Annotated in this window: 21 protein-coding genes; 11 read left to right on the top strand and 10 right to left on the bottom strand. The window is 69.3% G+C overall.

Annotated features, from left to right (window positions below; genetic code table 11):
* Positions 1-1,662, bottom strand: a complete 1,662-nt coding sequence (pgm, locus tag AC1DBD_RS07730; RefSeq protein ID WP_441418163.1) for a phosphoglucomutase (alpha-D-glucose-1,6-bisphosphate-dependent) — start codon at positions 1,660-1,662, stop codon at positions 1-3.
* A gap of 132 nt (positions 1,663-1,794) precedes the next feature.
* Here pgm and AC1DBD_RS07725 point away from each other — a divergent pair, with 132 nt between their 5' ends.
* On the top strand, positions 1,795-2,259 hold the full coding sequence (locus tag AC1DBD_RS07725) for a DUF4190 domain-containing protein (RefSeq protein ID WP_476981764.1): 465 nt from the start codon (positions 1,795-1,797) through the stop codon (positions 2,257-2,259).
* Here the strand turns inward: AC1DBD_RS07725 and AC1DBD_RS07720 are convergent.
* The 4 genes from AC1DBD_RS07720 to AC1DBD_RS07705 form a co-directional block, all read right to left on the bottom strand.
* On the bottom strand, positions 2,249-3,109 hold the full coding sequence (locus tag AC1DBD_RS07720; RefSeq protein ID WP_476926047.1) for a phosphotransferase: 861 nt from the start codon (positions 3,107-3,109) through the stop codon (positions 2,249-2,251). The two genes, AC1DBD_RS07725 and AC1DBD_RS07720, sit on opposite strands and share 11 nt — an antisense overlap.
* A 5-nt stretch (positions 3,110-3,114) precedes the next feature.
* Positions 3,115-4,584, bottom strand: coding sequence for a peptide MFS transporter (locus AC1DBD_RS07715; protein WP_476908863.1), 1,470 nt, complete (start codon positions 4,582-4,584; stop codon positions 3,115-3,117).
* 126 nt (positions 4,585-4,710) lie between these two features.
* Positions 4,711-5,823, bottom strand: coding sequence for an alcohol dehydrogenase catalytic domain-containing protein (locus AC1DBD_RS07710; protein ID WP_441418159.1), 1,113 nt, complete (start codon positions 5,821-5,823; stop codon positions 4,711-4,713).
* A gap of 83 nt (positions 5,824-5,906) precedes the next feature.
* Positions 5,907-7,376 carry an amidase gene (locus tag AC1DBD_RS07705; RefSeq protein ID WP_476981763.1) on the bottom strand — a complete coding sequence of 490 codons (1,470 nt, stop codon included), beginning with the start codon at positions 7,374-7,376 and terminating at the stop codon, positions 5,907-5,909.
* A gap of 109 nt (positions 7,377-7,485) precedes the next feature.
* Between AC1DBD_RS07705 and AC1DBD_RS07700 the strand changes: the two genes are divergently transcribed.
* The 3 genes from AC1DBD_RS07700 (at position 7,486) to AC1DBD_RS07690 (ending at position 9,118) form a co-directional block, all read left to right on the top strand.
* Positions 7,486-7,812: a rhodanese-like domain-containing protein gene (locus tag AC1DBD_RS07700; RefSeq protein ID WP_175323936.1), complete on the top strand. Its 327-nt coding sequence runs from the start codon at positions 7,486-7,488 to the stop codon at positions 7,810-7,812.
* A gap of 14 nt (positions 7,813-7,826) precedes the next feature.
* Positions 7,827-8,807: a prephenate dehydratase gene (gene pheA / locus AC1DBD_RS07695; RefSeq protein ID WP_476981762.1), complete on the top strand. Its 981-nt coding sequence runs from the start codon at positions 7,827-7,829 to the stop codon at positions 8,805-8,807.
* 92 nt (positions 8,808-8,899) lie between these two features.
* On the top strand, positions 8,900-9,118 hold the full coding sequence (locus AC1DBD_RS07690) for a hypothetical protein (protein WP_175323934.1): 219 nt from the start codon (positions 8,900-8,902) through the stop codon (positions 9,116-9,118).
* Positions 9,119-9,143: 25 nt separating this feature from the next.
* Here AC1DBD_RS07690 and AC1DBD_RS07685 read toward each other — a convergent pair whose 3' ends face one another.
* Positions 9,144-10,271, bottom strand: a complete 1,128-nt coding sequence (locus tag AC1DBD_RS07685) for a diacylglycerol/lipid kinase family protein (protein WP_476926044.1) — start codon at positions 10,269-10,271, stop codon at positions 9,144-9,146.
* 78 nt (positions 10,272-10,349) lie between these two features.
* Here AC1DBD_RS07685 and serS point away from each other — a divergent pair, with 78 nt between their 5' ends.
* Positions 10,350-11,630, top strand: coding sequence for a serine--tRNA ligase (gene serS, locus AC1DBD_RS07680; protein WP_476981761.1), 1,281 nt, complete (start codon positions 10,350-10,352; stop codon positions 11,628-11,630).
* Positions 11,631-11,723: 93 nt separating this feature from the next.
* The gene (locus AC1DBD_RS07675; RefSeq protein WP_441418154.1) at positions 11,724-12,572 is read left to right on the top strand and encodes an HAD family hydrolase; all 849 of its coding nucleotides are present in this window, start codon (positions 11,724-11,726) and stop codon (positions 12,570-12,572) included.
* 36 nt (positions 12,573-12,608) lie between these two features.
* On the opposite strand, the gene AC1DBD_RS07670 is transcribed toward AC1DBD_RS07675, so the two are convergent.
* The gene (locus tag AC1DBD_RS07670) at positions 12,609-13,208 is read right to left on the bottom strand and encodes a hypothetical protein (RefSeq protein WP_441418153.1); all 600 of its coding nucleotides are present in this window, start codon (positions 13,206-13,208) and stop codon (positions 12,609-12,611) included.
* A 186-nt stretch (positions 13,209-13,394) separates the two neighbouring features.
* On the opposite strand from AC1DBD_RS07670, the gene AC1DBD_RS07665 reads away from it, so the two are divergent.
* On the top strand, positions 13,395-15,812 hold the full coding sequence (locus AC1DBD_RS07665; protein ID WP_476981760.1) for a phosphoketolase family protein: 2,418 nt from the start codon (positions 13,395-13,397) through the stop codon (positions 15,810-15,812).
* A gap of 20 nt (positions 15,813-15,832) precedes the next feature.
* On the opposite strand, the gene AC1DBD_RS07660 is transcribed toward AC1DBD_RS07665, so the two are convergent.
* From AC1DBD_RS07660 to AC1DBD_RS07650, 3 genes are all read right to left on the bottom strand, one after another.
* A complete protein-coding gene (locus AC1DBD_RS07660) occupies positions 15,833-16,594 on the bottom strand; it encodes a DUF429 domain-containing protein (protein ID WP_476981759.1) in 762 nt (253 codons plus the stop codon).
* 56 nt (positions 16,595-16,650) lie between these two features.
* Positions 16,651-17,973, bottom strand: a complete 1,323-nt coding sequence (locus AC1DBD_RS07655) for a carboxylesterase family protein (protein ID WP_476981758.1) — start codon at positions 17,971-17,973, stop codon at positions 16,651-16,653.
* A gap of 138 nt (positions 17,974-18,111) precedes the next feature.
* Complete coding sequence (locus AC1DBD_RS07650; RefSeq protein WP_441418149.1) at positions 18,112-18,600, bottom strand: inorganic diphosphatase; 489 nt, start codon at positions 18,598-18,600, stop codon at positions 18,112-18,114.
* A 153-nt stretch (positions 18,601-18,753) separates the two neighbouring features.
* Here AC1DBD_RS07650 and dacB point away from each other — a divergent pair, with 153 nt between their 5' ends.
* From dacB to hpt, 4 genes are all read left to right on the top strand, one after another.
* Positions 18,754-20,268 carry a D-alanyl-D-alanine carboxypeptidase/D-alanyl-D-alanine endopeptidase gene (gene dacB / locus AC1DBD_RS07645; protein WP_476981757.1) on the top strand — a complete coding sequence of 505 codons (1,515 nt, stop codon included), beginning with the start codon at positions 18,754-18,756 and terminating at the stop codon, positions 20,266-20,268.
* 148 nt (positions 20,269-20,416) lie between these two features.
* Positions 20,417-21,553 (top strand): zinc-dependent metalloprotease, encoded by a 1,137-nt coding sequence (locus AC1DBD_RS07640; RefSeq protein ID WP_476981756.1) that lies wholly within the window; start codon positions 20,417-20,419, stop codon positions 21,551-21,553.
* A gap of 98 nt (positions 21,554-21,651) precedes the next feature.
* Positions 21,652-22,689 carry a tRNA lysidine(34) synthetase TilS gene (gene tilS, locus AC1DBD_RS07635; protein ID WP_476893012.1) on the top strand — a complete coding sequence of 346 codons (1,038 nt, stop codon included), beginning with the start codon at positions 21,652-21,654 and terminating at the stop codon, positions 22,687-22,689.
* Positions 22,690-22,718: 29 nt separating this feature from the next.
* Entirely contained in the window at positions 22,719-23,270 is a 552-nt protein-coding gene (gene hpt, locus AC1DBD_RS07630) for a hypoxanthine phosphoribosyltransferase (protein WP_146336115.1), read from the top strand.
* Positions 23,271-23,421 lie beyond the last annotated feature (151 nt).

Genomic DNA, 23,421 nt, shown 5'->3' with positions numbered 1-23,421 from the left:
CTAGGAAATAACCCCGTCCACCAGGGCCTTGGCTTCGGCCTGCACCTGTTTCAGGTGCTCCGCGCCCTTGAAGGACTCGGCGTAGATCTTGTAGACGTCCTCGGTGCCCGACGGCCGGGCCGCGAACCACGCGTTCTCGGTGACCACTTTCAATCCGCCGATGGCCGCGCCGTTGCCGGGCGCCTCGGTCAGTTTGGCGGTGATGGTTTCGCCGGCCAGTTCCGTCGCGGTGACGTCCGACGGCGACAGCTTGCCCAGGGCGGCCTTCTGCTCGCGCGTTGCGGCGGCGTCGATCCGGGCGTAGACGGGGTCGCCGAACTTGTCGGTCAGGCCCTTGTACAGCTGCGACGGCGACTTGCCCGTCACCGCCGTGATCTCGGACGCCAGCAGCGCCAGCAGGATGCCGTCCTTGTCCGTGGTCCAGACGCTGCCGTCCATTTTGTTGAACGACGCGCCGGCGGATTCCTCCCCGCCGAAGGCACCCTCGCCGGACAGCAGCCCGGGGACGAACCACTTAAAGCCCACCGGCACCTCGACGAGCTTCCGGCCGAGGCTTTCGGCCACCCGGTCGATGATCGAGGAGGACACCAGGGTCTTGCCGATCACGGACTGCGGGTTCCACCCGTTGCGGTGCCGGTACAGGTAGTCGATCGCGACGGCGAGGTAGTGGTTCGGGTTCATCAGCCCGCCGTCCGGCGTGACAATGCCGTGCCGGTCGGCGTCGGCGTCGTTGCCGGTGGCGATGTCGAAGGGTGCGGACCCGTCCGCACCAACAGCCATGCGGTTGATCAGGGAGGCCATCGCCGACGGCGAGGAGCAGTCCATCCGGATCTTTTCATCCCAGTCCAGCGTCATGAAGGCCCACTGCGGGTCCACCGTCGGGTTCACCACGGTGAGGTTCAGGTGGTGGCGTTCGCCGATTTCGCCCCAGTAGTCCACGGACGCACCGCCCATGGGGTCGGCGCCGATCCGGACGCCCGCCTCGCGGATCGCGTTCAGGTCCAGCACCGAGGGCAGGTCATCGACGTAGCTGGACAGGAAGTCGAACTTGCCGGTGGTGCCGGCAGCCATGGCGTCCGCGATCGGAACCCGCTTGACCCCGCGCAGTCCGTTCTCCAGCAGTTCGTTGGCGCGGTTGGCGATCCAGCCTGTGGCGTCGGTGTCCGCCGGGCCGCCGTGCGGCGGGTTGTACTTGAAGCCGCCGTCGCCGGGCGGGTTGTGGCTCGGCGTCACCACGATGCCGTCGGCCTGCGGCGCGCCTGCGGCGGAGTTGTTGTTGTGGGTCAGGATGGCGTGGCTCAACGCCGGGGTGGGCGTGTAGCCGTGGCGGGCGTCGATCAGCACGTGCACGCCGTTCGCGGCAAGCACCTCAAGCGCGGAGTTCTGCGCCGGCTCGCTCAGGGCATGGGTGTCCTTGGCGAGATACAGGGGGCCGGTGATGCCCTGGCCCGCCCGGTATTCCACGATCGCCTGGGTGATCGCGAGGATATGCGGTTCGTTAAACGACGCCTTGAGGCTTGAGCCCCGGTGCCCGGAGGTGCCGAAGGCGACCCGCTGCCCGGGGTCGCCGAGATCCGGCGAAACGTCGTAGTACGCGTCCAGAAGCGCAGTGAGGTCAACAAGGTCTTGGGGTTGGGCAACTGTGCCCGCGCGGCTAGCCATGGCTCCAGCATGCCAGACGAGGGGGTGCCGCGACATGGTTTCGCCCGAATCGGACCGCTGTGACGCCGCGCGTCCGGCTGGGGGAAACGGCGCGGCGCTAATCTTGACGTACACACGTCAGAGGGGATTTCCATGACCGAGCAGCCCACGTCCGGGTATGACGAGGCGCACCGAGGCTACCAGCCGCCGCCGTATCGTCCGCCATACGGTGGCGACGGCCATGTTCCGCCGATGCCGACGGCAGCCCCGCACCTCGGCCAGCCGGCCGGGCCGTACGCGGACGCTTACGGCCAGCCGGCCGGGCCGTACGCGGACGCTTACGGCCAGCCGTATTACTACGGCGTGGCTCCCGCGCCTAGGGGCCTGAGTATCGCGAGCCTGTGCTGCGGCATCGCGTCGTTCCTCGGCTTCGGCTTCTTCCTGCTCCCGCAGTTGGCCGCCGTCGTCCTCGGCCACCTGGCGCTGCACCGCGAGCCGGGCGGCAAGGGCCTGGCTATCGCGGGACTGGTCCTTGGTTATGCCGCAATCGCCATCACCCTGCTGGTGGTTGTGATCCTGGGGGTCGCCTTCGCAAACGCGGACTTCATCACCCGGTAAGAGCAGCCACCAGCTGCTCAGCGTTGGCCTCCAGCCAGCCGCGACGGCGGAGGATCAGCCCGCCCACGCCGTCGTCCCACATCCGGGCCCAGCCGCCGCCGAGCGTGGCAGCGTTGTGTGCCATCCGTTCATAGCTCAGCGACGCGGCCTCGATGCCCAGCCCCGGCACCCGGCGTCGTTCGTCCTGGTCCCAGCCGTAGGCATCGGCGAAGATACGGAGCCGCCGGAACGGTTCCACTCCCTCCCAGCCGGGCCACACGTCCGCCGGGTCGCGGAGCGGCGTCCAGTGCATGGCAGTGTTGAAGGAATCCCTGAGCGCCGTGCTGGGCCCGGCGAGGTCGAAGTCCACCAGCCCGGCGGCCAGGCCGTCCCGGACCACCACATTCTGCGGCGTGACGTCCAGGTGGCACACGAGCTCCGCGGGGTCCTGCCTGACGGCGACCGGTGGGATGTAGCGGGGCGGAAACGGGTGGGTGGCCGGCATGAAACCGGCAGAGGCGGTGTGCAGCCGGCGCAGCAAACGGGCCACAGAAGCCAGCAGCTCCTCGGACTGGACCCAGGCCTCGGGCACCGGCCCGGCGCACTGTCCCGGCAGGAAGGTCAGCACGTCCCTGCCCTCCTCGTCCCGGCCCAGGAACCGCGGGGAGCCGTCGAATCCGGCATCTTCGAGCCAGTCGAGGTAGCCTGCGACGGCGAGGCTCTGCGGCTGGTGCGGTCGGCGGATTGTCCCGCCGACCCGCACCACGCCTTCAGTGACATCGCCCGCCGGCATGAGTTCGACGTCGGACGCCTCGCCGGGGGCCGGGACGTAGACGCGCGCCTCAACCGGCGGGCGATATCGGATGCTCATTTAGCTCAGCGTACGCCGCCCATGAGCTTCTTGATGGCCGGCGAGGCCGCAGCCAGGCCGACGGCCAGAAGCATCGCCGTGCCGCCGACGCCGATGAAGTACGGCAGTTCGTCGTCGGGGTTGTAGAGCCCCGAGAGCATGCCGGCCAGCGTGGTGCCCAGCGAGACCGAGAGGAAGAACAAGGCAACCATCTGCGTGTGGAAGGCCTTGGGCGCCAGCTTGGTCGTGACGGACAGGCCGATGGGGGAGAGGAACAGTTCCGCCAGCGTGAACAGCAGCAGGATCCCCACCAACGCCAGCAGCGGCGTCTTGCCGTCGCCGGCCAGCGGGATGAACGCCAGGAAGGCCAGGCCCATCACGAAGAGGCCGATCGAGAACTTCAGGGCCGAGCCGGGCTGCTTGCGTCCCAGGCGGGTCCACAGGGCAGCCATAACACCGGCGAAGATGATGATGAACACCGGGTTGATGGACTGGACCCAGGCGGCCGGCATTTCCCAGCCGAACAGGTTCCGGTCCAGCTTCTCCTCCGAGTACACGGCGATGAAGGTGAACTGCTGCTGGAAGAGCGCCCAGAACGCGGCGGAGGCGATGTACAGCGGGATGAACGCCGCGACCCGGCTGCGCTCGGTGGCATTGACCTTCTTGCTGCTGAAGATCAGGACGAAGTAGAGCACCGACGCGCCGATGGCCGCGTACGCCATGGACATGGCGAGGTTGTCAGCGTTGACGACGCCGGTCGCCAGCAGCACGGCGATGATCGCGGCGATCACGGCGAAGATCAGTCCGTACTTGGTGCGTTCGGCTGCGGGCAGCGCGTTGGGCACCCGGTGGGCCTCTTCGGGCAGCTTGTTGCGGCCCAGGGCGTAGATGGCCAGTCCGACGGCCATGCCGACGGCGGCGGCACCGAAGCCCCAGTGGAAGCCCTGGCTTTCCTGGAGCCAGCCGGTGACCAGCGGGCCGATCAGGGCGCCGGCGTTGATGCCCATGTAGAAGATGGAGAAGCCGGCGTCGCGGCGTTCGTCCTTCTCGCGGTACAGGCTTCCGACCAGGGCGGTGGCGTTGGCCTTCAAGCCGCCGGATCCCACGCCCACCAGCACGAGGCCGGCGATCAGGCCCGGAATCCCGGGGATGAGGGCCAGGGCGATGTGGCCGGCCATGATCATGACCGCGGAACCGAAGAGCACACGCTCGGAGCCGAAAAGCCGGTCCGCGAGCCAGGCGCCCAGGATGGTCGAGAGGTATACGCCGCCACCGTAGGCGCCGACCAGGCTGGCGGCGAGGGCCTTGTTGATTTCGAGGCCGCCTTCAGCGGCCGTGAAGTACATGTAGTAGAGGAGGATCCCCTGCATTCCGTAGAAGGAGAAGCGCTCCCACATTTCTACGGAGAAGAGGCTGGCCAGCATTTTCGGGTGGCCAAAAAACGAGGTATCGCCCGGCGTTGTAGCGGGGGGATTGGCTAAATGAGTTGTGCTCATTTACTTAATGCTGACACCGAGGCGCGCGATTGTCACATCCGCGGCGCTCCGGGGCAAGTCAATTCGAGGGTGTTTCGCGGACCCGCTTTGCCGGGAGAGTCGGCCGAAGGGGACCCCGCGGCCAGGCTAGCCGGCGTCGAACATGATGACCTGGCGGACGGCCTTGCCGTCGGCGAGCTGGTCCATGGCCTGGTTGATGTCCGCCAGCGCGATCCGGGAGGAAATGAGCTCCTCGACCGGCAGCTTCCCGTCCCGCCACAGCTGCGCGTACTTGGGAATGTCCCGGGCCGGCACGGCCGAGCCGAGGTAGCTGCCAATGATTGTGCGGGCCTCCGCAGTGATGGTCAGCGGGGAGAGTTGCGCGCGGGCGTCGGGAGAGGGCAGCCCGGCCGTGATCGTGGTGCCGCCGACGTCGGTGGCCGCGAAAGCGGTCTCGAACGCCCGCGCGCTGCCGGCGCATTCGACGACGAATTTGGCTTTGATGCCTTGTTCGGCCAGTTGCTGCGGGGTGTACGTTTCGTGCGCGCCGAGGCGGCGGGCGTGCTCCAGTTTCTCGTCCAGGGTGTCGACGGCGACGATCCGGGAGAGGCCCTGGGAGACCGCAGTGATCAGCGCGGCCATGCCGACGCCGCCAAGTCCCACGATCATGATGCTGTCCTCGGGCCGGGGTTTGGCGGCGTTCAGCACTGCGCCGCCTCCGGTTAGCACCGCGCAGCCCAGGACGGCGGCGATGTCCGCCGGGATGTCGTCGCCGACCGGCACCGCGGAGGCCCGGTCCACGACGGCGTGGCTGGCGAAACCGGAAACGCCGAGGTGGTGGAAGATCGGTTCTCCGGAGCGGCTCAAATGCATGGACCCGTGCAGCAGGGTGCCCTCGTTGTTGCTCTTGGAACCGGCGGTGCAGGGCAGCCGGCCGTCCGCTGCGCAGTTGGCGCACTGCTCGCAGCGCGGCAGGAAGGACATGACCACCCGCTGGCCGGGCTGCAGGTCGGTGACGTCGGCGCCGACCTCGACGACGCGGCCGGCCGCTTCGTGGCCGAGCAGCATCGGCACCGGGCGCACCCGGTTGCCGTCGACGACGCTGAGGTCCGAGTGGCAGATGCCGGCCGCCTCGAGCCGGACGAGGATTTCCGTCGGTCCGGGGGCGGAGAGCTCCAGCTCCGCGATACTGATCGGTTTGGACTCCGCGAAGGGCCGGGGGCGGCCGATTTCCTCCAGTACTGCACCGGTGATCTTCATCGATCCCTCTCGTGTCGTTAACCGCGTTGGCACCAGTAAACCCCACGCGGCCGCGGCCGGGGTAATCCCCGCGGGGGGGCAGCTTAGAAGCCGAGTTGCCCGGCCACCTGCAGCAGCAGCGCCTCGGATCCCATCGGGCCGACCAGTTGGATTCCCATCGGCAGGCCGGCGCCGGGCGGCCCGCCGGTCCAGTGCACCGGAATGCTGATTGCGGGAAGCCCGCAGACGTTGACCAGCGAGGACCACGGGGCAAACTCGCACTGCTTGCGGTAGTCGTCGTCCGCGTCGGCGGGCCACTCGGCGGGCCAGTAGCCGTCGCCGTGCGCGGCGCCGGTGAACCAGCCCACCGGCCGGGGCGTTTGAGCCAATGTCGGGCTCAGCACCAGGTCCCAGGCCGAGAACTGGGCAACAGTGTCCCGCTGGAACTGGCGCAGGAACCCGAGGGCCTCGTTCAGCTTCGCCGCGCTGCGCTGCTGGGCGCGCCGCCGGAAGGTGCGGGTCAGCGGGGTCAGGAGGGCCTCGCGCTGCGGCGCGATGCGGGCGCTCCCGACGCCGGCGGTCCACGCCGTCGTAAACGCGCCGGGGTAGCGGTTGTCATAGCGGATGGCGGCCTCGCCGGTCTCGTGCCCGGCCGCCTCCAGCAGCCTGATGCCGGTCTGGAGTGCATCGAGGGCTTCGCGGTCCGGGGTGTAAGGGAAGACGGCCTGCCATGGACTGTCCAGGCTGACGCCGATCCGCAGCGGGGGTGGCTCCTGGCCGGCCAGTTGCAGGTAGCTGCGCCGGCGGCCGGCTGGTTCTCCGGCCCGTTCTCCGGGTGATTGGCGGGTTGGTGGCGGCGGGACCAGCGCGTCGAGCATCAGGGCGGCGTCCGCCGCGGAACGGGCCAGCGGACCGGCGACCACCAGCCCGGCGGGGTCGCCGGTGCTTTCCCCGGCCGGGACCAGCCCGCGGCCCGGTTTCAGTCCCACCAGGCCGCAGGCGGCGGCGGGGATGCGGATGGACCCGCCGCCGTCGGATCCCGGGGCGAAGGGAAGCAGGCCGGCGGCCACGGCGGCCGCGCTGCCGCCGGAGGAGCCGCCGGAGCTGCGGCTCAGCGCGTACGGGTTGCGTGAGGGCGGGGCGATCCGGTTCTCGCTGTAGGCTGTCAGCCCGAATTCCGGCACCTGCGTCTTGCCCAGCGAGATGACGCCGGCGCCCTTCAGTGTGGCGGCCAGGGCGCCGTCGGTGGCGGCGGGCTTGTGCTCCAGGGCGGCGCTGCCGTGCGTGGTGACCACGCCGGCGACGTCGGTCAGGTCCTTGAACGCGGTCGGCATGCCGTGCAGTAGCGGCAGGGCCGCCCTGCGTTCGTCGTCCGCCGCGCGTACATGCCGGCGGTCCGCCGCGTCGGCGTCCTGGAGGGCCTGCTCTGCGGTGACGGTGATGAATGCGCCAAGGTGCGGGTTGTCGGCCGCGATGCGGTCCAGGAAGTGCGCTGCGGCTTGGCGCGCGGAGAGCTCGCCGGAGCGCAGGGCGTCGCGGAGCGCGACGGCGGACAACTCGTGGATCTCAGCCAATGGTCTCCTTTGCGCTCTCCAGAAGCGTAACCTGCCACCTGTTTGGCCCCGGCCCCGACCGCTGGCGATACGCTGGAGGCAGACCTTGATTTCAGCGGAGAGGACGACCATGAGCGACATCGACACCGTGACCGTTTCCGACATTCCCGAAGCGGCGCGGATCCTGGACGTACGCGAGGACTACGAATGGTCGGCCGGCCACGCCGAGCACGCCGTCCACATTCCCCTCGACCAGCTCCCGGCCCGGCTCGACGAACTGGATCCGGACGAGGACCTGTATGTTATCTGCCGCACCGGCGGACGTTCCTTCCGCGCTGCGCAGTGGCTCGTCGGCCATGGCTACTCAGCGTTGAACGTGGCCGGCGGCATGGACCAGTGGCTCGAGAACGGCCTGCCGCTCGTGTCCGACAACGGGCTCAAGCCCGTCATCCTGTAAACGAAAGAAGAACCATGTCCGCGTCAACTGTCACCTATACCTTCCTCGGCCCCGAAGGCACGTTCACCGAGGCGGCGTTGATGCAGGTGCCAGGCGCCGCGGAGGCCATCCGCATCCCCTCCTCGAACGTCAACACCGCGTTGGACAAGGTCCGCGACGGTTCGGCCGACGCGGCGATGGTGCCGATCGAGAATTCCGTGGAGGGCGGCGTCACGGCAACCCTCGACGCGATCGCCACCGGCCAGGAACTGCGCATCCTCCGCGAGGCCCTGGTGCCGATCAGCTTCGTGCTGGTGGCCCGGCCCGGCCTGCGGATCGAGGACATTCGCAGGGTGTCCACCCACGGTCACGCCTGGGCGCAGTGCCGGCTCTGGGTCGACGCTAATATGCCGAATGCGGAATACATCCCGGGATCCTCCACCGCCGCGGCCGCAATGGGCCTGCTGGAGGATGACCCGCACTACGACGCCGCCATCTGTGCGCCCATCGTCGCGGCCGAGCAGCCCGGCCTGGCGGTGCTGGCGGAAAACATCGGCGACAACCCCGGCGCGGTGACCAGGTTCGTGCTGGTGGGGCGCCCCGGAGTGCTGCCGGAACGGACCGGCGCGGACAAGACCACGGTGGTGGTCCCGCTGCCGGAAGACCGGCCAGGCGCGCTGATGGAAATCCTGGATCAGTTCGCCACCCGGGGCGTGAACCTGAGCCGGATCGAATCCCGTCCCACCGGCCAGTACCTCGGCCACTACTTCTTCAGCATCGACGCGGACGGCCACGTTGGCGACGCCCGGGTGGCCGACGCGCTGGCCGGACTGCACCGGATCAGTCCGGCGACACGCTTCCTTGGCTCCTACGGCCGGGCCGACGGCCAGCGCGCCGAGGTGGCGCCGCACACCTCCGACCAGGCATTCCGTGCCGCCTATGCATGGGTCGAAGACATACTCACGGGGGCATCTGTGGTTCAGGAATATAAGCCCCAGGCTTCGCCCACAGCGTAGGCAAATGCCACATGCGGCACTTCCACCCCTTGGAAACTGTGCGTATGCTTGCCTGATCTATTGGGGTAGTCCTCTACCGGAAGGAGCGGGTCATGGCTGGCACCAGCACAGAAAATGACGGCCAGGGAATGATTGTCAATCCCAAACCGACGGCCGAAAACCAGGACTGGGACGGCGACGACGCCGACCGTGCGGACCGGCTGCGCTTCGAGGAGGAGCAGGCGATGATCCGCGAGCAGTCGGAGGCACGCGCCGCCAAAGCAGCCGCGGACGCGAAGAAGGAAGCCGACGCTAAGAAGGAAGCCAGCTAAGAAGGAAGCCCGCAAGCCGGCCGGGTCATGGCAGGTGCCGGGCCTGGCTGCTGCCGGACTTGCCGGCCGCCCCGCCGCCATGGGGCAGTTCCTCGCGGGCGGGGTCCTCCCTAACCCGGACCAGCAGCGAGCGGGGGGCCACCCGGACGGTGACGGTCGTGGCCTCGCCGGACGGATCGCCGTCGACCTGTGTGGGCATCGGTTCGGCGCACTTGATCACTATCTTGCCGGAGCGGTAATACGTCATCACCGGCAAGTTTCTTTTGTGCTTCAGCACAATCTTCCAGTACATCGCCAGCCAGCCGATCGCGCTGCGCGGGCTCATCACCACCACGTCCAGCATGCCGTCGTCGATCATGGCCTGCGGGATGAAATCGATTCCGCCGGGGATCAGCCCGCAGTTCGCGAACAGCACGCTGCGGATCTTCCGGGACTGCTCCGGCTGGTCGTCAAGGGCGATGGAGACCCTCTTGCGGCGCCCGGGAAGGTGCCGCACACCGGCCTCGGTGTAGGCGAGCCAGCCCACCGCCTTCTTGAGCCCGTCGTTGGTGTCCCCCACCACCTCGGCGTCCATGCCCATCCCGGCGATCACCAAAAAGGCATGGTCCGCGGACTGCCCGGTCCGGGCGTTCTCCACCCTCATGCGGGCGGTGTCGATGAAGCGCTGGTGTCCGAACAGCGCAATCTCCACGCAGCCGTGCAGGTCCCCGATGTCCAGGTGGACGTTGCGGGCCAGCAGGTTCCCGGTGCCCAGCGGCAAGAGGCCCATGGCGATATCCGTGTGCGCCAGGACGTCCGCCACCACGCGGACGGTGCCGTCGCCGCCGCCCACCAGGACGACGTCGGCCCCGTACTCGACGGCGGCACGGGCCTGCGAAAAGCCGGGGTCCTCGGCGGTGGTCTCGAAGAAGCGGGGGGCCTCCCAGCCGGCCGCCAGGCAGGCGCTCTCGACCAGGACCCGGGCCTCCGCGGACCTGGACTTGATCGGATTCATCACGACGGCGACCTTTTGCCTGACCAGGCCCGGGTTGTGCGTTTCTTCCCAGACGGCGCTGCGCGTGTGCTTGGCCTTCAACCGGCGCACACCCCACCAGCTGGAGACGGCAAATACCAGGGCTCCAGCGATGACGAGGTAGAGCAGCCAGTCGCGCATGTTGCTCCAACACTATCCCGCGTGTCCGCCGCGGCAGGACTGCCGAAGGGCGGCCCCCGGATTCGATACTCTTATCTGGTGATCGACGTAAAAGACCTCAGCGAAAATCCGGACAAGTTCCGTGCCAGCCAGCGCGCCCGTGGCGCCGATGAATCCGTGGTGGACGCGATCATCGCCGCGGATTCGGCCCGGCGCGCGGCGCTGATCCGTTTTGAAAACCTGCGCGCCGAGCAAAACGCCTTCGGCAAGAAGGTGGCGCAGGCAAAGGGCGAGGAAAAGCAGGCCCTGCTCGCCGAGGTGAAGGTCCTTGCGGCCTCGGTCAAGGAAGCCTCGGCCGAGGCCGACGTCGCCCAGTCCGCCCAGGAGGAGCTGCTGCGCGGCATTCCCAACCTGGTCGAGGACGGGGTTCCGGCGGGCGGCGAGGACGACTACGTTGTGGTGAAGACGGTGGGGACGCCCCGCAAATTCCCCGACTTTGAGCCGAAAGACCACCTCGAAATCGGCGAACTGATCGGTGCGATCGACATGGAGCGCGGGGCCAAGGTCTCCGGTTCACGCTTCTACTTCCTGCGCGGTGTGGGCGCCCGGCTGGAAATGGCACTGCTTCAGATGGCCATGGAGCAGGCCATCGACGCCGGCTTCGTGCCCATGATCACCCCGACGCTGGTGCGGCCCGAAACCATGCAGGGTACCGGCTTCGACGTCAAGCACGACGCCGAGATCTACCGCCTCGCGGAGGACGACCTCTATCTTGTGGGGACCTCGGAGGTGGCCCTGGCCGGCTACCACGCCGACGAGATCCTGGACCTCTCCGGCGGTCCGATCCGCTACGCCGGGCAGAGCTCCTGCTACCGCCGCGAGGCCGGTTCGCACGGGAAGGACACCCGCGGCATCATCCGGGTCCACCAGTTCAACAAGGTGGAGATGTTCATCTACACCACGGTTGAAGAGGCCGCTGCCGAGCATGCCCGCCTGCTGGCCTGGGAAGAGGAAATGCTGGCCAAGTGCGAGCTGCCCTACCGCGTGATCGACACCGCCGCCGGCGACCTTGGCACCTCCGCGGCCCGCAAGTTCGACTGCGAAGCCTGGGTCCCCACCCAGGGCGCCTACCGCGAGCTGACCTCCACCTCCAACTGCACCACCTTCCAGGCGCGCCGGCTCAACATCCGTGAACGCGTGCTGAACGAGGAGGGCGCCCCCAAGGGCACCCGCGCGGTTGCCACCCTCAATGGGACCCTCGCCACGACCCGCTGGATCGTCGCCATCCTGGAACACCACCAGAACCCGGACGGCTCGGTCAACGTCCCGGCGGCGCTGCAAAAGTACCTCGGGGGCATGACGGTCTTCCCCGTCCTCTAGCCCACCCGCCGCCGGCAGTTGTTCACCGACGCTTCACGTGCCGCTGTGGCGCGCGTCCTAGCAGCTGTCGGCGGTGTCTGCTCTACTTATTGGATGACTACATTGACTGAAGCCTCAGTCGCTGGCAACGATGACCAGCGAGATGCAAACGAAAAAATGATGATCGCCCTCGACGTCGACGGAACCCTCGTCGACCATGACGGGCACATGTCCGTCCCCGTCCGGGAAGCCGCCCAGGCCGTGGTGGCCGCCGGGCACGAGGTGATGATCGCGACGGGCCGCTCGCTCAACGCCACGCTGCCCATCATCGAGCACATCGGCATTGAAAGCGGCTACGCGGTCTGCTCCAATGGCGGCGTCACGCTGCGCGTGGATTCCGGACTGGCCGACGGCTACGAGGTGCTGCACAAAGCCACCTTCGACCCCGGGCCGGCGCTCCGGGCGCTGCGCAAGCGGCTGCCCTCGGCCAAGTATGCGCTCGAGGACGAGAACGGCAACTTCCTCTCCACCGAACGCTTCCAGGACGCCAGCTTCGGCGTCGAGGCAATCGGTGTCGACTTCCAGACCATGCTGGAGGCCACCGCCGTGCGCGTCGTGGTGTTCAGTTCGGAGAACACGCCAGAGGAATTCAACGCGGCCATCCGCCACGTGGGCCTCGCCGGCGTCACCTACTCCGTCGGCTGGACGGCGTGGCTGGACATTGCCGCCGCCGGCGTCACCAAGGCCAGCGCCCTGGAACACCTGCGCGGACGGCTGAGCATCGAGGCGCACCGTACGGTCGCCGTCGGCGACGGCCGCAACGACATCGAGATGCTCACCTGGGCACGCCGCGGCGTGGCGATGGGCCAGGCGCCCGCGGAGGTGATCGCCGCCGCCGACGAGGTCACCCACTCGGTCTACGACGACGGCGCCGCCCACGTGCTGCGCAGCATCCTCCTCTAAGACACCGGCGCGGACGCCGGTGCGGGCGCGCCGGCCCTAGCGGACGTCGAGGATCAGGCCCAGCAGCCGGGCGGCGGCGGGCCGGGCCGCGTGTTCCTCGTTCCACTGCGCCCGGGCCACGGCCTTGCTGACGGCCTGCGTGGTGATGCCGAGTTCCTCGGCCACCGCCTTCTGCTGCCCGCGCACGCCGGGGGTCAGCAGGTCCAGCACCCGCCACTCGGCGGCGCTCCGGTCGTGCACAATGTGGCCCAGCAGCCGCAGCACGGCCTCGGCTTCCGCGGCCAGATCAGCGAACGGGCCTTCCACCGCCACCGGGATGCGTTCCTTGCCGTTTCTCAGCCGGTCCACGGCGCGGCGGGCGTAGACGAGCCCGTGGCCGGACGCGTCCTTGATCTGGTTCGGCAGCGGTTCGTTGACCGGGCCGACGCCGATTCCGACGTACCAGGCCCCCGTCCGCAGGGCGATCAGCGCCGCCTCGACGGCCTGACGCGGGCAGTCCAGGATGCCCTGGACCTCGTCCTCCACGGAACGGTCGAAATCCAGGCGCGCCGGAATGTGCCGCAGGTCCTTGAGGAGCTGCGGCACACGGTCGCCGTCGCGCCGGCTGTCGGTTTGGTTGATGGTCAGCGTGAACATACTGGATGCCACACTACCGCGTGGCAAACGGGAGGCAAGCCCGCAGGGTGCGCCTGATGCCGGCCACGTAACAACCCCGCCGCGGCCCCCGCCGGGACACCCGGCGGGCTTGTCTCTGGACCCGGGAGATGTTGCGATGGGGGGAGACGCTGCCGACGGCGGCACGGACCGGGGCGGAGTGCATCAGTGGGTAATGGGTTGGAACAGGGGACAGGGCAGCGGACCGCGGAGACGGCGGGCAGGGACGAACTTGACCTCGTGGACCGGTGGTGGCGGGCCGCCAACTACCTCTCGGTAGGCCAGATCTATTTGCGCTCCAATCCGTTGCTTCGTGAGCCGCTGAGCGCCGGGGATACCAAGTCCCGCCTGCTCGGCCACTGGGGCACCACTCCAGGATTGAACTTCATCTATGCGCACCTGAACCGGGTCATCCGCCGGGATTCGCAGGAGATGCTGTTCGTCGCCGGGCCGGGCCACGGCGGACCGGCCGTGGTGGCGAACGGCTGGCTGGAGGGCACCTACTCGGAGATCTACAGCAACGTGGGCCCGGACGAGGACGGGCTGGCCGAGCTGTTCCGGCAGTTCTCCTACCCCGGCGGCATCCCCAGCCACGCCGCCCCGGAAACACCGGGCTCCATCAACGAGGGCGGTGAACTCGGGTACTCGCTGGCCCACGCATACGGCACGGTGTTCGACAACCCCCGGCTGATCACCGCCGTCGTGATCGGCGACGGCGAGGCGGAGACCGGGCCGCTGGCCGCGAGCTGGCACTCCCACAACTTCCTGGACCCGGCGGCGGACGGGGCCGTGCTGCCGATCCTGCACCTGAACGGCTACAAGATCGCCAACCCGACGATTCTCGCGCGGATGCCGGAGGCCCAGCTGGAGCAGCTGCTGCGCGGGTACGGCCACAAGCCGCACTTCGTAACCGTCACTGACCCGGAGGACACCGCCGCGGCGCACCGCGATTTTGCCGCGGTGCTGGACGAGTGCCTGGCGGAAATACGGGCCATCCAGGCCGAACGGCGCGCCGGCGGCTGGAACGGTGACGACGCTCCCGCCGCCGCGTGGCCGATGATCGTGCTGCGCTCGCCCAAGGGCTGGACCGGGCCGAAGACGGTTGATGGGCTGCAGGTGGAAGGCACCTGGCGCAGCCACCAGGTGCCACTCGCCGAAGTCCGCACCAATCCCGAGCACCTGGCCCAGCTCGGGCAGTGGCTGGAGTCCTACCGCCCGGAGGAACTGTTCGACGGCGCCGGGCGGCTCCGGCCGGAGGTGGCCGCGAACGCCCCGGGCGGCGAGCTGCGGATGAGCGCCACCCCGCATGCCAACGGCGGCATCCTGCTGCGCGACCTGAAGCTGCCCGGCTACGCCGACCACGCGGTGGAGGTCGCCCAGCCGGGCCGGGAGCGGGTCAGCGCCATGATCACCCTCGGCTCCTGGATGCGGGACGTGATAGCGCTCAACCCGGAGACCTTCCGGCTCTTCGGCCCGGACGAGACCGCGTCCAACCGGCTGCAGGACGTCTACGAGGTCACGGACAAGGTCTGGCAGTACCGGATCGAGGCCGTCGACGAGCACCTGGCCCGCGCCGGCCGGGTGATGGAAGTCCTCAGCGAACACCTGTGCCAGGGCTGGCTGGAAGGCTACCTGCTCACCGGCCGGCACGGGGTGTTCAGCTGCTACGAGGCGTTCATCCACATTGTCGATTCGATGTTCAACCAGCACGCCAAGTGGCTCAAGGTGCACCGCGAGCTGCCGTGGCGCCAGCCCGTCGCCTCGCTGAACTACGTCCTCTCCTCGCACGTCTGGCAGCAGGACCACAACGGCTTCTCGCACCAGGATCCGGGCTTCATCGACCACGCGGTGAATAAGAAGTCCGAGGTCATCCGGGTCTACCTGCCGCCGGACGCGAACACGCTGCTCTCGGTGATGGAGCACTGCCTCGGTTCGCGGGACTACGTCAACATCGTGGTCAGCGGCAAACAGCCCTCGCCCATCTGGCTGGGACCGGCCGACGCCGCGCACCACTGCCAGCGCGGCCTGGGAATCTGGGAATTCGCCGGTTCCGAGGTCCCGGGCGAGGAGCCCGACGTCGTCCTGGCCTGCGCGGGGGACGTCCCCACGGTGGAGACCGTCGCGGCGGCCGAACTGCTCAAGGAAGGGGCACCCGGGCTGAAGATCCGGGTGGTGAACGTGGTGGACCTGATGCGGCTCCAGGACGCCGCCGAACACCCGCACGGCCTCTCCTCCCGGGACTTTGACGGCATCTTCACCGCGGACAAGCCGATCATTTTCGCGTACCACGGCTACCCCTCGCTGATCCACCGGCTGGCCTACCGCCGCACCAACCAGGAGGGCCTGCACGTGCGCGGCTACAAGGAGGAAGGCACCACGACGACGCCGTTCGACATGGCGATGCTCAACGGGATCGACCGCTACCAGCTGGCCATCGACGCAATTGACCGGGTGCCGGGGCTGGCCGAACGGCACTCGCTGCTGCGCCAGTCGCTGCAGGACCGGCGCATCCGGGCCCACAACCACACCAGGGAGCACGGCGAGGACGCGAAGGAGATCAGCGGCTGGACCCTCGGCGGCGAATAGCCTGCCCCGCGGTGGCGGGTCTAGGCCGGCCCGCCGGTGAGTGCGGACAGCCCGCCGGTGGGCAGATGGATCCAGCCCTCGGTCCGTGCGGCCCGGGCGTGCGCGGCGTCGGGACGGATGGTCGCGCCGAGGGCCACGGCCCGCGCGGTAAGGGACGCGATGACGGCGTCGAACATGTCGTCCGAACCGGCCAGCTGCTCCCCGTGCCCGGTCAGATCCAGCCACGGGGCGGCCTGCCTGAGCCCGCGGAGGAGATCGCCCAGCCGCTGCGTTTCCGCGCCGCCGCGCCCCTTGTAGCCGCGGGCCAGCAGGCCCCAGGACTTCAGTGACGCCGCCGGGTAGACCTCGGCCAGCCGGCCGCTGCCGTCCCGCGCCTGGGGACCGTGCTCCACGGCGATCTTGGCCTGGATGACGGCGCAGCGCATCGCCGGGTGCGCCAGCCGGTCGGCTGAGACGCTGAGCGGGATCAACCCGGTCCGGGCGGTGACGAAGCGGTCGGTGTCCCGGTAGGCCAGCAGCCGGCGGCCTTCGATTCCGTCGTGGTCAAGCACGGGGTGCGGATCCCCGGCCAGGTGCCCGGCAATGAAGGGCAGGAAGGCGTCCGGCCAGCCCACGGGGCAGTCGATCCCGGCCAGATCCGAAGCGCCAAAGAGCCGGACGATTTCGTCGTCGTCGACGTCGAGCGCCAGGTGCGCCAGGCGGGCGGTGCCATTGTTCCATTCGACGACGGCGGCCGCCGTCTTCTTCGTGGCCGCCGCGAGGTCGACGCCGAGGGTCAACATCCGCTGCCCGCCCGGGGGCTCAGCGAGGTGGACATGGCATCAACCTTTCCTGTGGCTCAAAGAGCGCGGTACCGGAACGCGCCGGGGATCCCGCCGCGGCTCTCCAGACCCTTTCCCGAGGCAAAGCGGGCCCACACGGCACGCAGGGCCCGGCCCTGGGCGTTGATTTCCTCCCAGCTGGCTCCGGCGACCAGCCCCACACCTTCCCAGGTCCGCCGGTCGCCGAACAGCAGCGGCAGGTCCACGGTGTGTGCCGCCCCGTAGAAGTTCCCCGGCGCGGCCCAGGACAGCACGTAGCGGTAGGCCGTGCCGCCCGCCCGGGTGTGGCGGCGGGCGAACCGCCTGGCGGAACGGCCGTACACCGCCTCGGTCACTGCCCAGTTGATGGCCTTGACGACGGCGGGCCCGAGCACGGGGACCTTGGCCAGGCGGCTGACCGCCCGGTTGCGCGGCAGGAACATCCGGGCTTCCTCGGACGTGTGCCCGATCAGGACCTCGATCCCGGGTGCCGTGGCGTTCCAAGCGGCCTCAATGCCGGACTCCGGCGGCAGGGGCGCATGCCCGTACTGGGTGCCGAAGGGCATGGCCGCGATCAGCCCGTACTTCCGGGCCACCTGCGACACGTGCCCCTCGATCTCCACGACTTCCATCGCGGGGGTGTCTTCGTTGACGGCCTCCGCGGCGATGCCCATGGCGCGGCTCATCTTGTCCCGGCCGCGGGTAATGCCCAGCGGCGCGCTCTGGATGATGGCGCGTTGGAACAGGGTGGGGGCCTCCGGCGTCGCCATCAGGTGGGCGACGGCGTCGCCTCCGGCAGATTGACCGAAAGCCGTGACCTTGCCCGGGTCGCCGCCGAAGGCGCCGATGTTGCGCTGCACCCAGCGGAACGCCTCGAGCTGGTCCAGCAGGCCGAGGTTGGCGGGCCGGCCGGTGCCGGTGGCCAGGTAACCGAACAGGCCCAGGCGGTACGTCACGGAGACCACGATGACGCGGTTTTCGGCGACGAGCGCCTTGGGGTCGAAGATTGCCAGGTCGCCGGAACCGGAGGTGTAGGAGCCGCCGTGCAGCCACACCATGACCGGCACGCGTTCGCCGTCGCGCAGGTCCTTCGGCATGGTGATCGAGAGCCGCTGGCAGTCCTCGCTGCCGGGGAGTTCGCCGTAGCGGGTGCCAAGAATGTCGTCCAAGAACGGGACCGGCGCCTGCGGGCAGGCGGGGGAGAGGTTCGTGGCCGCGAGGGTTTCGCTCCAGTCGGGCGCACCCGCCGGGGGCTGGAAACGCGCCGCGGTGGCGTACGGAATACCCGTGGCACGCACCACGTCGCCGTCCCGCCACCCGGAGACCGGGCCGCAGGGCGGGCTAAAGGTTGGTTCATGCATGAACCAACGATTTCACACTTTCCTGACCCACGGCTGCCAGCGGTCATCTGCGCTTAAACAGCAACGCGGGGTCACTTACCGCCCATATCCGTCGGCCGGATCGGCGGTAAGTGACCCCGCGTTGGTGCTGCGGAGGCGTTAGTGCGTGTGCGGGACGAAGCGCTTGATCGACGCTTCGAGTTCGGCCTCGGCCGCGGCGCGATCGCCCCAGCCCTCGGCCTTGACCCACTTGCCGGGCTCCAGGTCCTTGTACCGGGTGAAGAAGTGCTCGATTTCCTTGATCAGGAATTCGCTGACGTCGCTGATCTCGTTGATGTGGTCGAAGCGCGGATCGGCCGGCACGCAGAGGACCTTGGCGTCCCCGCCGCCGTCGTCGGTCATGTTGAAGACGCCGATCGGGCGGGACTCGACGATCACGCCGGGGTGCAGATCGAAGTCCTGCAGGAGCACCAGTGCGTCCAGCGGGTCGCCGTCCTCGCCCAGGGTGTTCTCGAAGAAGCCGTAGTGCGTGGGGTACTGCATGGAGGTGAACAGGACGCGGTCCAGGCGGACGCGGCCGGTCTCGTGGTCGACTTCGTACTTGACGCGCGATCCCTTGGGGATCTCGATGGTCACGTCATGCTTCATGGAATGCTCCTCGACGGATTCAGGGGGTGCGCGGCACACGTGGCGTGCAGAAAAAGCAGTGCCGGTGCCGCCGACTATTATTGAGGATATAGCGACAGGCCCTGGTTTCAGGAACTAGTGGGGACATTTCGGGACTAAAGGACCAGCAGCAGCATGAAACGCACAACGAGCCGTGAGGGTACGGCTCCGGCGCCCGGAAGGTTCGGGCGGATCGTCCCGATGCTGCTCCTGACCCTCCTGGTCATGGCGCTCGCCGTCCCCGCGGGCCTGGTGGTCAGTCCCGGATTCCGCGGCCCAGCCCTTCCCCCGGAACCTGCAGCGGCGGGCCCGTGGCAGCAGATGCCCGCCACCCTCAGCGCTCCCGACGGCGGCTCGGGAACCGCCGGAGGGATGCGGCCGCTCAGCGCCGATGCGCCGGTGCCGGATGCCGCCACCGTTGCCGCCCAGCTCACCGCCACGCTGAAGACCGACGGCGCCGGGTCCTTCAGCGGCCTGGTCCAGGATGCCCTCACCGGGAAGGTGCTCTTCGACCGGGCCGCCGACGAGGTCCGCGCCCCCGCTTCCAACATCAAGCTCCTCACCGCCGCCGCCGCGCTGCGCACCCTCGGCCCGGACCGGCGCTTCAGCACCAGGGTGGTGGCCGGACCCACGCCGGGCACGGTCGTCCTGACCGGCGGCGGAGACGTGCTGCTGGGTGCAAGGGAGTCCGCACCGGATGCCGTCCTGGGGCACGCCGGGCTCGCCACCCTCGCGCAGTCCACGGTCCGTGCGCTGCAGAAGGCCGGCGTGGCCGGTCCGGTGACCGTCCTGCTGGACGATTCCCTCTTCAGCGGACCGCCCCTGAGCCGGGCCTGGAGCCCGGACGACGTGGCGGCCGGCGAAGTGGCGCCGCTGTTTCCGCTGGCCCTGAACTCGGCCCGCTTCGACCCCGCCGTCACCACCGGACCCCGCCCCCGCGACGCCGCCATGACGGCCGCCGAGGCATTCGCGGACCGGCTCTCGGCCGCCGGCGCCGCCGCGGGACTCACCGTGGCGCCCGACGTCGCAAGGCTGCCGGCCGGGCGGAAGCCCGCCGCGGACGCCGGCGGACAGTCAGGCAAGCTCCTCGCCGAAGTCCAGTCTGCCACCGTCAGCCAGCAGGTGGACCTGATGCTGCGTACCTCGGACAACTACCTCACCGAGGTCATGGGCCGGATGGTGGCGGTGGCAAGCGGCAAACCCGCCAGCAACGACGGCGCCGTCGCCGCCGTACTGCAGCAGCTCGAGGAGCTGAACATCCCTTCGGGCACCCTCCGGGCCGCCGACCTGGCCGGGCTGACCCTGGAGAACAAGGTCTCGGCGCGGCAACTCTCCGCCGTGATCCGTGCCATGACCACCGGCACAGACACCCGCCTCCGCTCCGCCCTGGCCGGGTTTCCCGTGGCCGGGCTGACCGGAACACTCGGCAGCCGGTACATGGATACCAGCACCTCCCGGGGTGCGGGCCTGGTCCGCGCCAAGACCGGAACGCTCAACACGGTGATCGCACTCAGCGGCTACGTCGTGGACGCCGACGGCCGGCTGCTGGTCTTCTCCTTCATCGGCAACGGCCTGACGCCCGGCGCGGCCGGCAACAAGGCCGCCCTGGACCGGACAGCCTCGGTCCTGGCCGCCTGCGGCTGCCGCTGAGGCCGCGCCGTTTCGACGGTTCGCTGCGCACTCGACGACTCGAAACGCCTAACCCGCGGGGAACCATCTAACCGGCAGGTCCCGGCTGCCCGTTCGCCGCCCGACGAATTTAAGGCGCTTCCCCGCTCCGCTGTGATCTGATGGGGCTATGGAGTCCTCTTCGCGCGAGACATCTGCCCAGGCACCAGGCCAAACACCAGCCCAGGCCCTGATCAACTGGGAGCTCGCCGCGTCCACGGCCGCGCGCCTCACCCCGGCCGGTCCCTCGCTCGGGTCCGCGGAGATCGGCGCCGCCGTCGAGAACCTGCGCCTGATGGCGGACATCTCCGTTCCGCACGTGCACGACATCACGGGCCTCGAGGCCGCCCGCGACCTGCGGGACTCCTCCGTCCTGGTGGTGGACCGCGCCTCGTGGGCCAAGGCGAACACACAGAGCTTCGCCGCGATGCTGCAGCCCGCCATCGAGAAGATGCTCGAAAGCCGGCGCGGGACCGTCAGCCCGGGCGCCGCGAGCGTCGGCGGCGCGATCACCGGCAGCCAGCTGGGCGCGATCCTGGCGTTCCTCTCCAGCAAGGTCCTCGGCCAGTACGACCCGTTCTCGGCGCTGGCCGAGAATTCCACCGCCCCCGCCGCGGGCCGGCTGCTGCTGGTGGCGCCCAACATCATCTCCGTGGAGCGCGAGCTCAACGTCGCGCCCGAGGATTTCCGGCTCTGGGTGTGCCTGCACGAACAGACCCACCGCGTGCAGTTCGCGGCCGCACCCTGGCTGCGCCACCACATGCTGGAACAAATCGAGGACCTCAGTGAACACCTGCTGGGCAACGTCGACTCGATCATGGAACGTGCCGCGGCGGCCGCGAAGGCCCTCAAGGACCGGGCCGGCTCGGGCGCCGCCCCCGGCCGCGGGGCAATCCTGGACCTCCTGCAGGACCCGGCGGAACGGGCGGCGATCTCGCACCTGACCGCCGTCATGAGCCTGCTGGAAGGCCACGCCAACGTGGTCATGGATGCGGTGGACGCCAGCATCGTCCCCTCGGTCAAGACCATCCGGCAGCGCTTCAACGCCCGCGGCACGGACCGCGGCGCCATCGAGAAGTTCATCCGCAGCCTGCTCGGGCTGGACGCGAAGATGCGGCAGTACAGCGACGGTTCGAAGTTCGTCCGTGAAGTGGTGGACGCCGCCGGAATGCAGGGCTTCAACAAGGTCTGGGAGTCCGCCGACCACCTTCCCACCGAGCCCGAAATCCACGACTCCAAGCTGTGGCTCGAGCGGATGGGGCTCTAGTCCAGGTGCCGGCCCCAACCCACCCGGATCTCCCGGCGGCTTCCCGCGGACGACGACGGCCCGGCCGGCTGGCGCCCGTCGTCGGCAAGGCGCGCAAGATGCTGCAGGACGCCCTGGCCGACGCCGGCTACCCCGAGCGGGTGCTTGTGGCGTGCAGCGGCGGTCCGGATTCGCTGGCGCTTGCCGCCGTCGCGGCCTACTTCGCCCGCCGCGGCCACGTTGACGGCCACCCGATCTCCGTCGGCGCCGTCGTCGTGGACCACCAGCTTCAGCCCGGTTCCGCGGAGGTGGCCGCGGCGACAGCGGCGGCGCTGCGGGAGCTGGGACTCGCCCCCGTGCAGGTCAGGACCGTTGACGTCGCCCCCGCCGGGATGGGCCCGGAGGCCGCCGCGCGGGACGCCAGGCACGCCGCCCTCGAGGCCGCCGCCGACGATACCGGCGCCGCGGCGGTCCTGCTGGGCCATACCTTGGATGACCAGGCCGAACAGGTCCTGCTGGGACTGGCGCGCGGTTCCGGCACCCGCTCGCTCGCCGGGATGCGGCCGGTCCGCGGCCGCCTGCTGCGGCCGTTCCTGGGCCTGCGACGGGCCGACACCCTGGAAATCTGCGCCGTCGAAGGCCTGGACCCGTGGCACGACCCGAGCAACGAGGACCCCGCCTTCGCCCGGTCCCGGACCCGGGTGGAGGTGCTGCCGATGCTGGAGGAGAAGCTTGGCCCGGGGGTGGCCGAGTCGCTGGCCCGGACGGCGGCGATCCTGCAGCTCGACGCCGACTACCTCGAGGATGTGGCCAACGACACCTTTGGCCGCCTGCAGGAGCGCTCCGGGACCGAGCTCAGCCTGCCAGAGGCCGCGCTCCGCGAACTGGCGCCGGCCGTCAGGTTCCGGGTGATCGCCAAGGCCGCCGCCGCCGTCGGGGGTCAACAGCCCAGCTACCAGCGGCTGCTGGCCGCCGAAGCGCTGCTTCGCCGGCAGGGCTCCGCGGGACCCGTGGAGCTTCCCGGCGGCGTGAGCGTCTACCGGCTCTCCCTCGCCCAGCTGCTCGCGGCCGGGCAGTCCGCCCCCGCCGGCGTTCCCCGTGAGGGCGCCCGCTGTGGGAAGCTTGTATTCCGGCCTCAAAAACCGCCCCAAGAATAGTCGCACCCGCATCTACACAGGAGCCATTGGTGGATTCAAACGACGTCCAGGCAGACCTCAAGCACGTTCTCTACTCCAAGGAGCAGATCCAGACCCGGATCACTGAACTCGCTGCCCAGATCGACAAGGACTACGAAGGCCGCGATCTGCTGATCGTTGGTGTGCTCAAGGGTGCGGTCATGGTCATGGCCGACCTGGCCCGTGCGCTGCACAGCCACGTCTCGATGGACTGGATGGCCGTCTCCTCCTACGGCTCCGGCACGCAGTCCTCCGGCGTGGTCCGCATCCTCAAGGACCTCGACACCGACCTGATGGGCAAGGACGTCCTGATCGTCGAAGACATCATCGACTCCGGCCTCACGCTTTCCTGGCTGAAGACCAACCTGGAGTCCCGCGGCCCCGCCTCGGTGGAGATCTGCACCGCGTTCCGCAAGCCCACCGCCGCCAAGGTCCAGATCGACGTCAAGTACGTCGGCTATGACATCCCCAACGAATTCGTCGTCGGCTACGGCCTGGACTACGCCGAGAAGTACCGCAACCTGGACTTCGTCGGCACCCTGGCGCCGCACGTCTACGAGTAACCCGGAGACCGCACCGGCAGCTTCCCTCCGGCTCGACGCTGTGCCTGGGCTGCCCCCGCACAGGCCCCCGCTACGCCGACAGGGAACTTTTAGCCCTGACCGTGCGTGAGTTACTGCGACGGTGTATAGCTATAACCTGACGCAGCACCAC

Source organism: Arthrobacter sp. 10T419 (genome assembly GCF_056394105.1).
The sequence above is the reverse complement of the archived record's forward strand: the minus strand, read 5'-3'. Positions and strand labels throughout refer to the sequence as shown.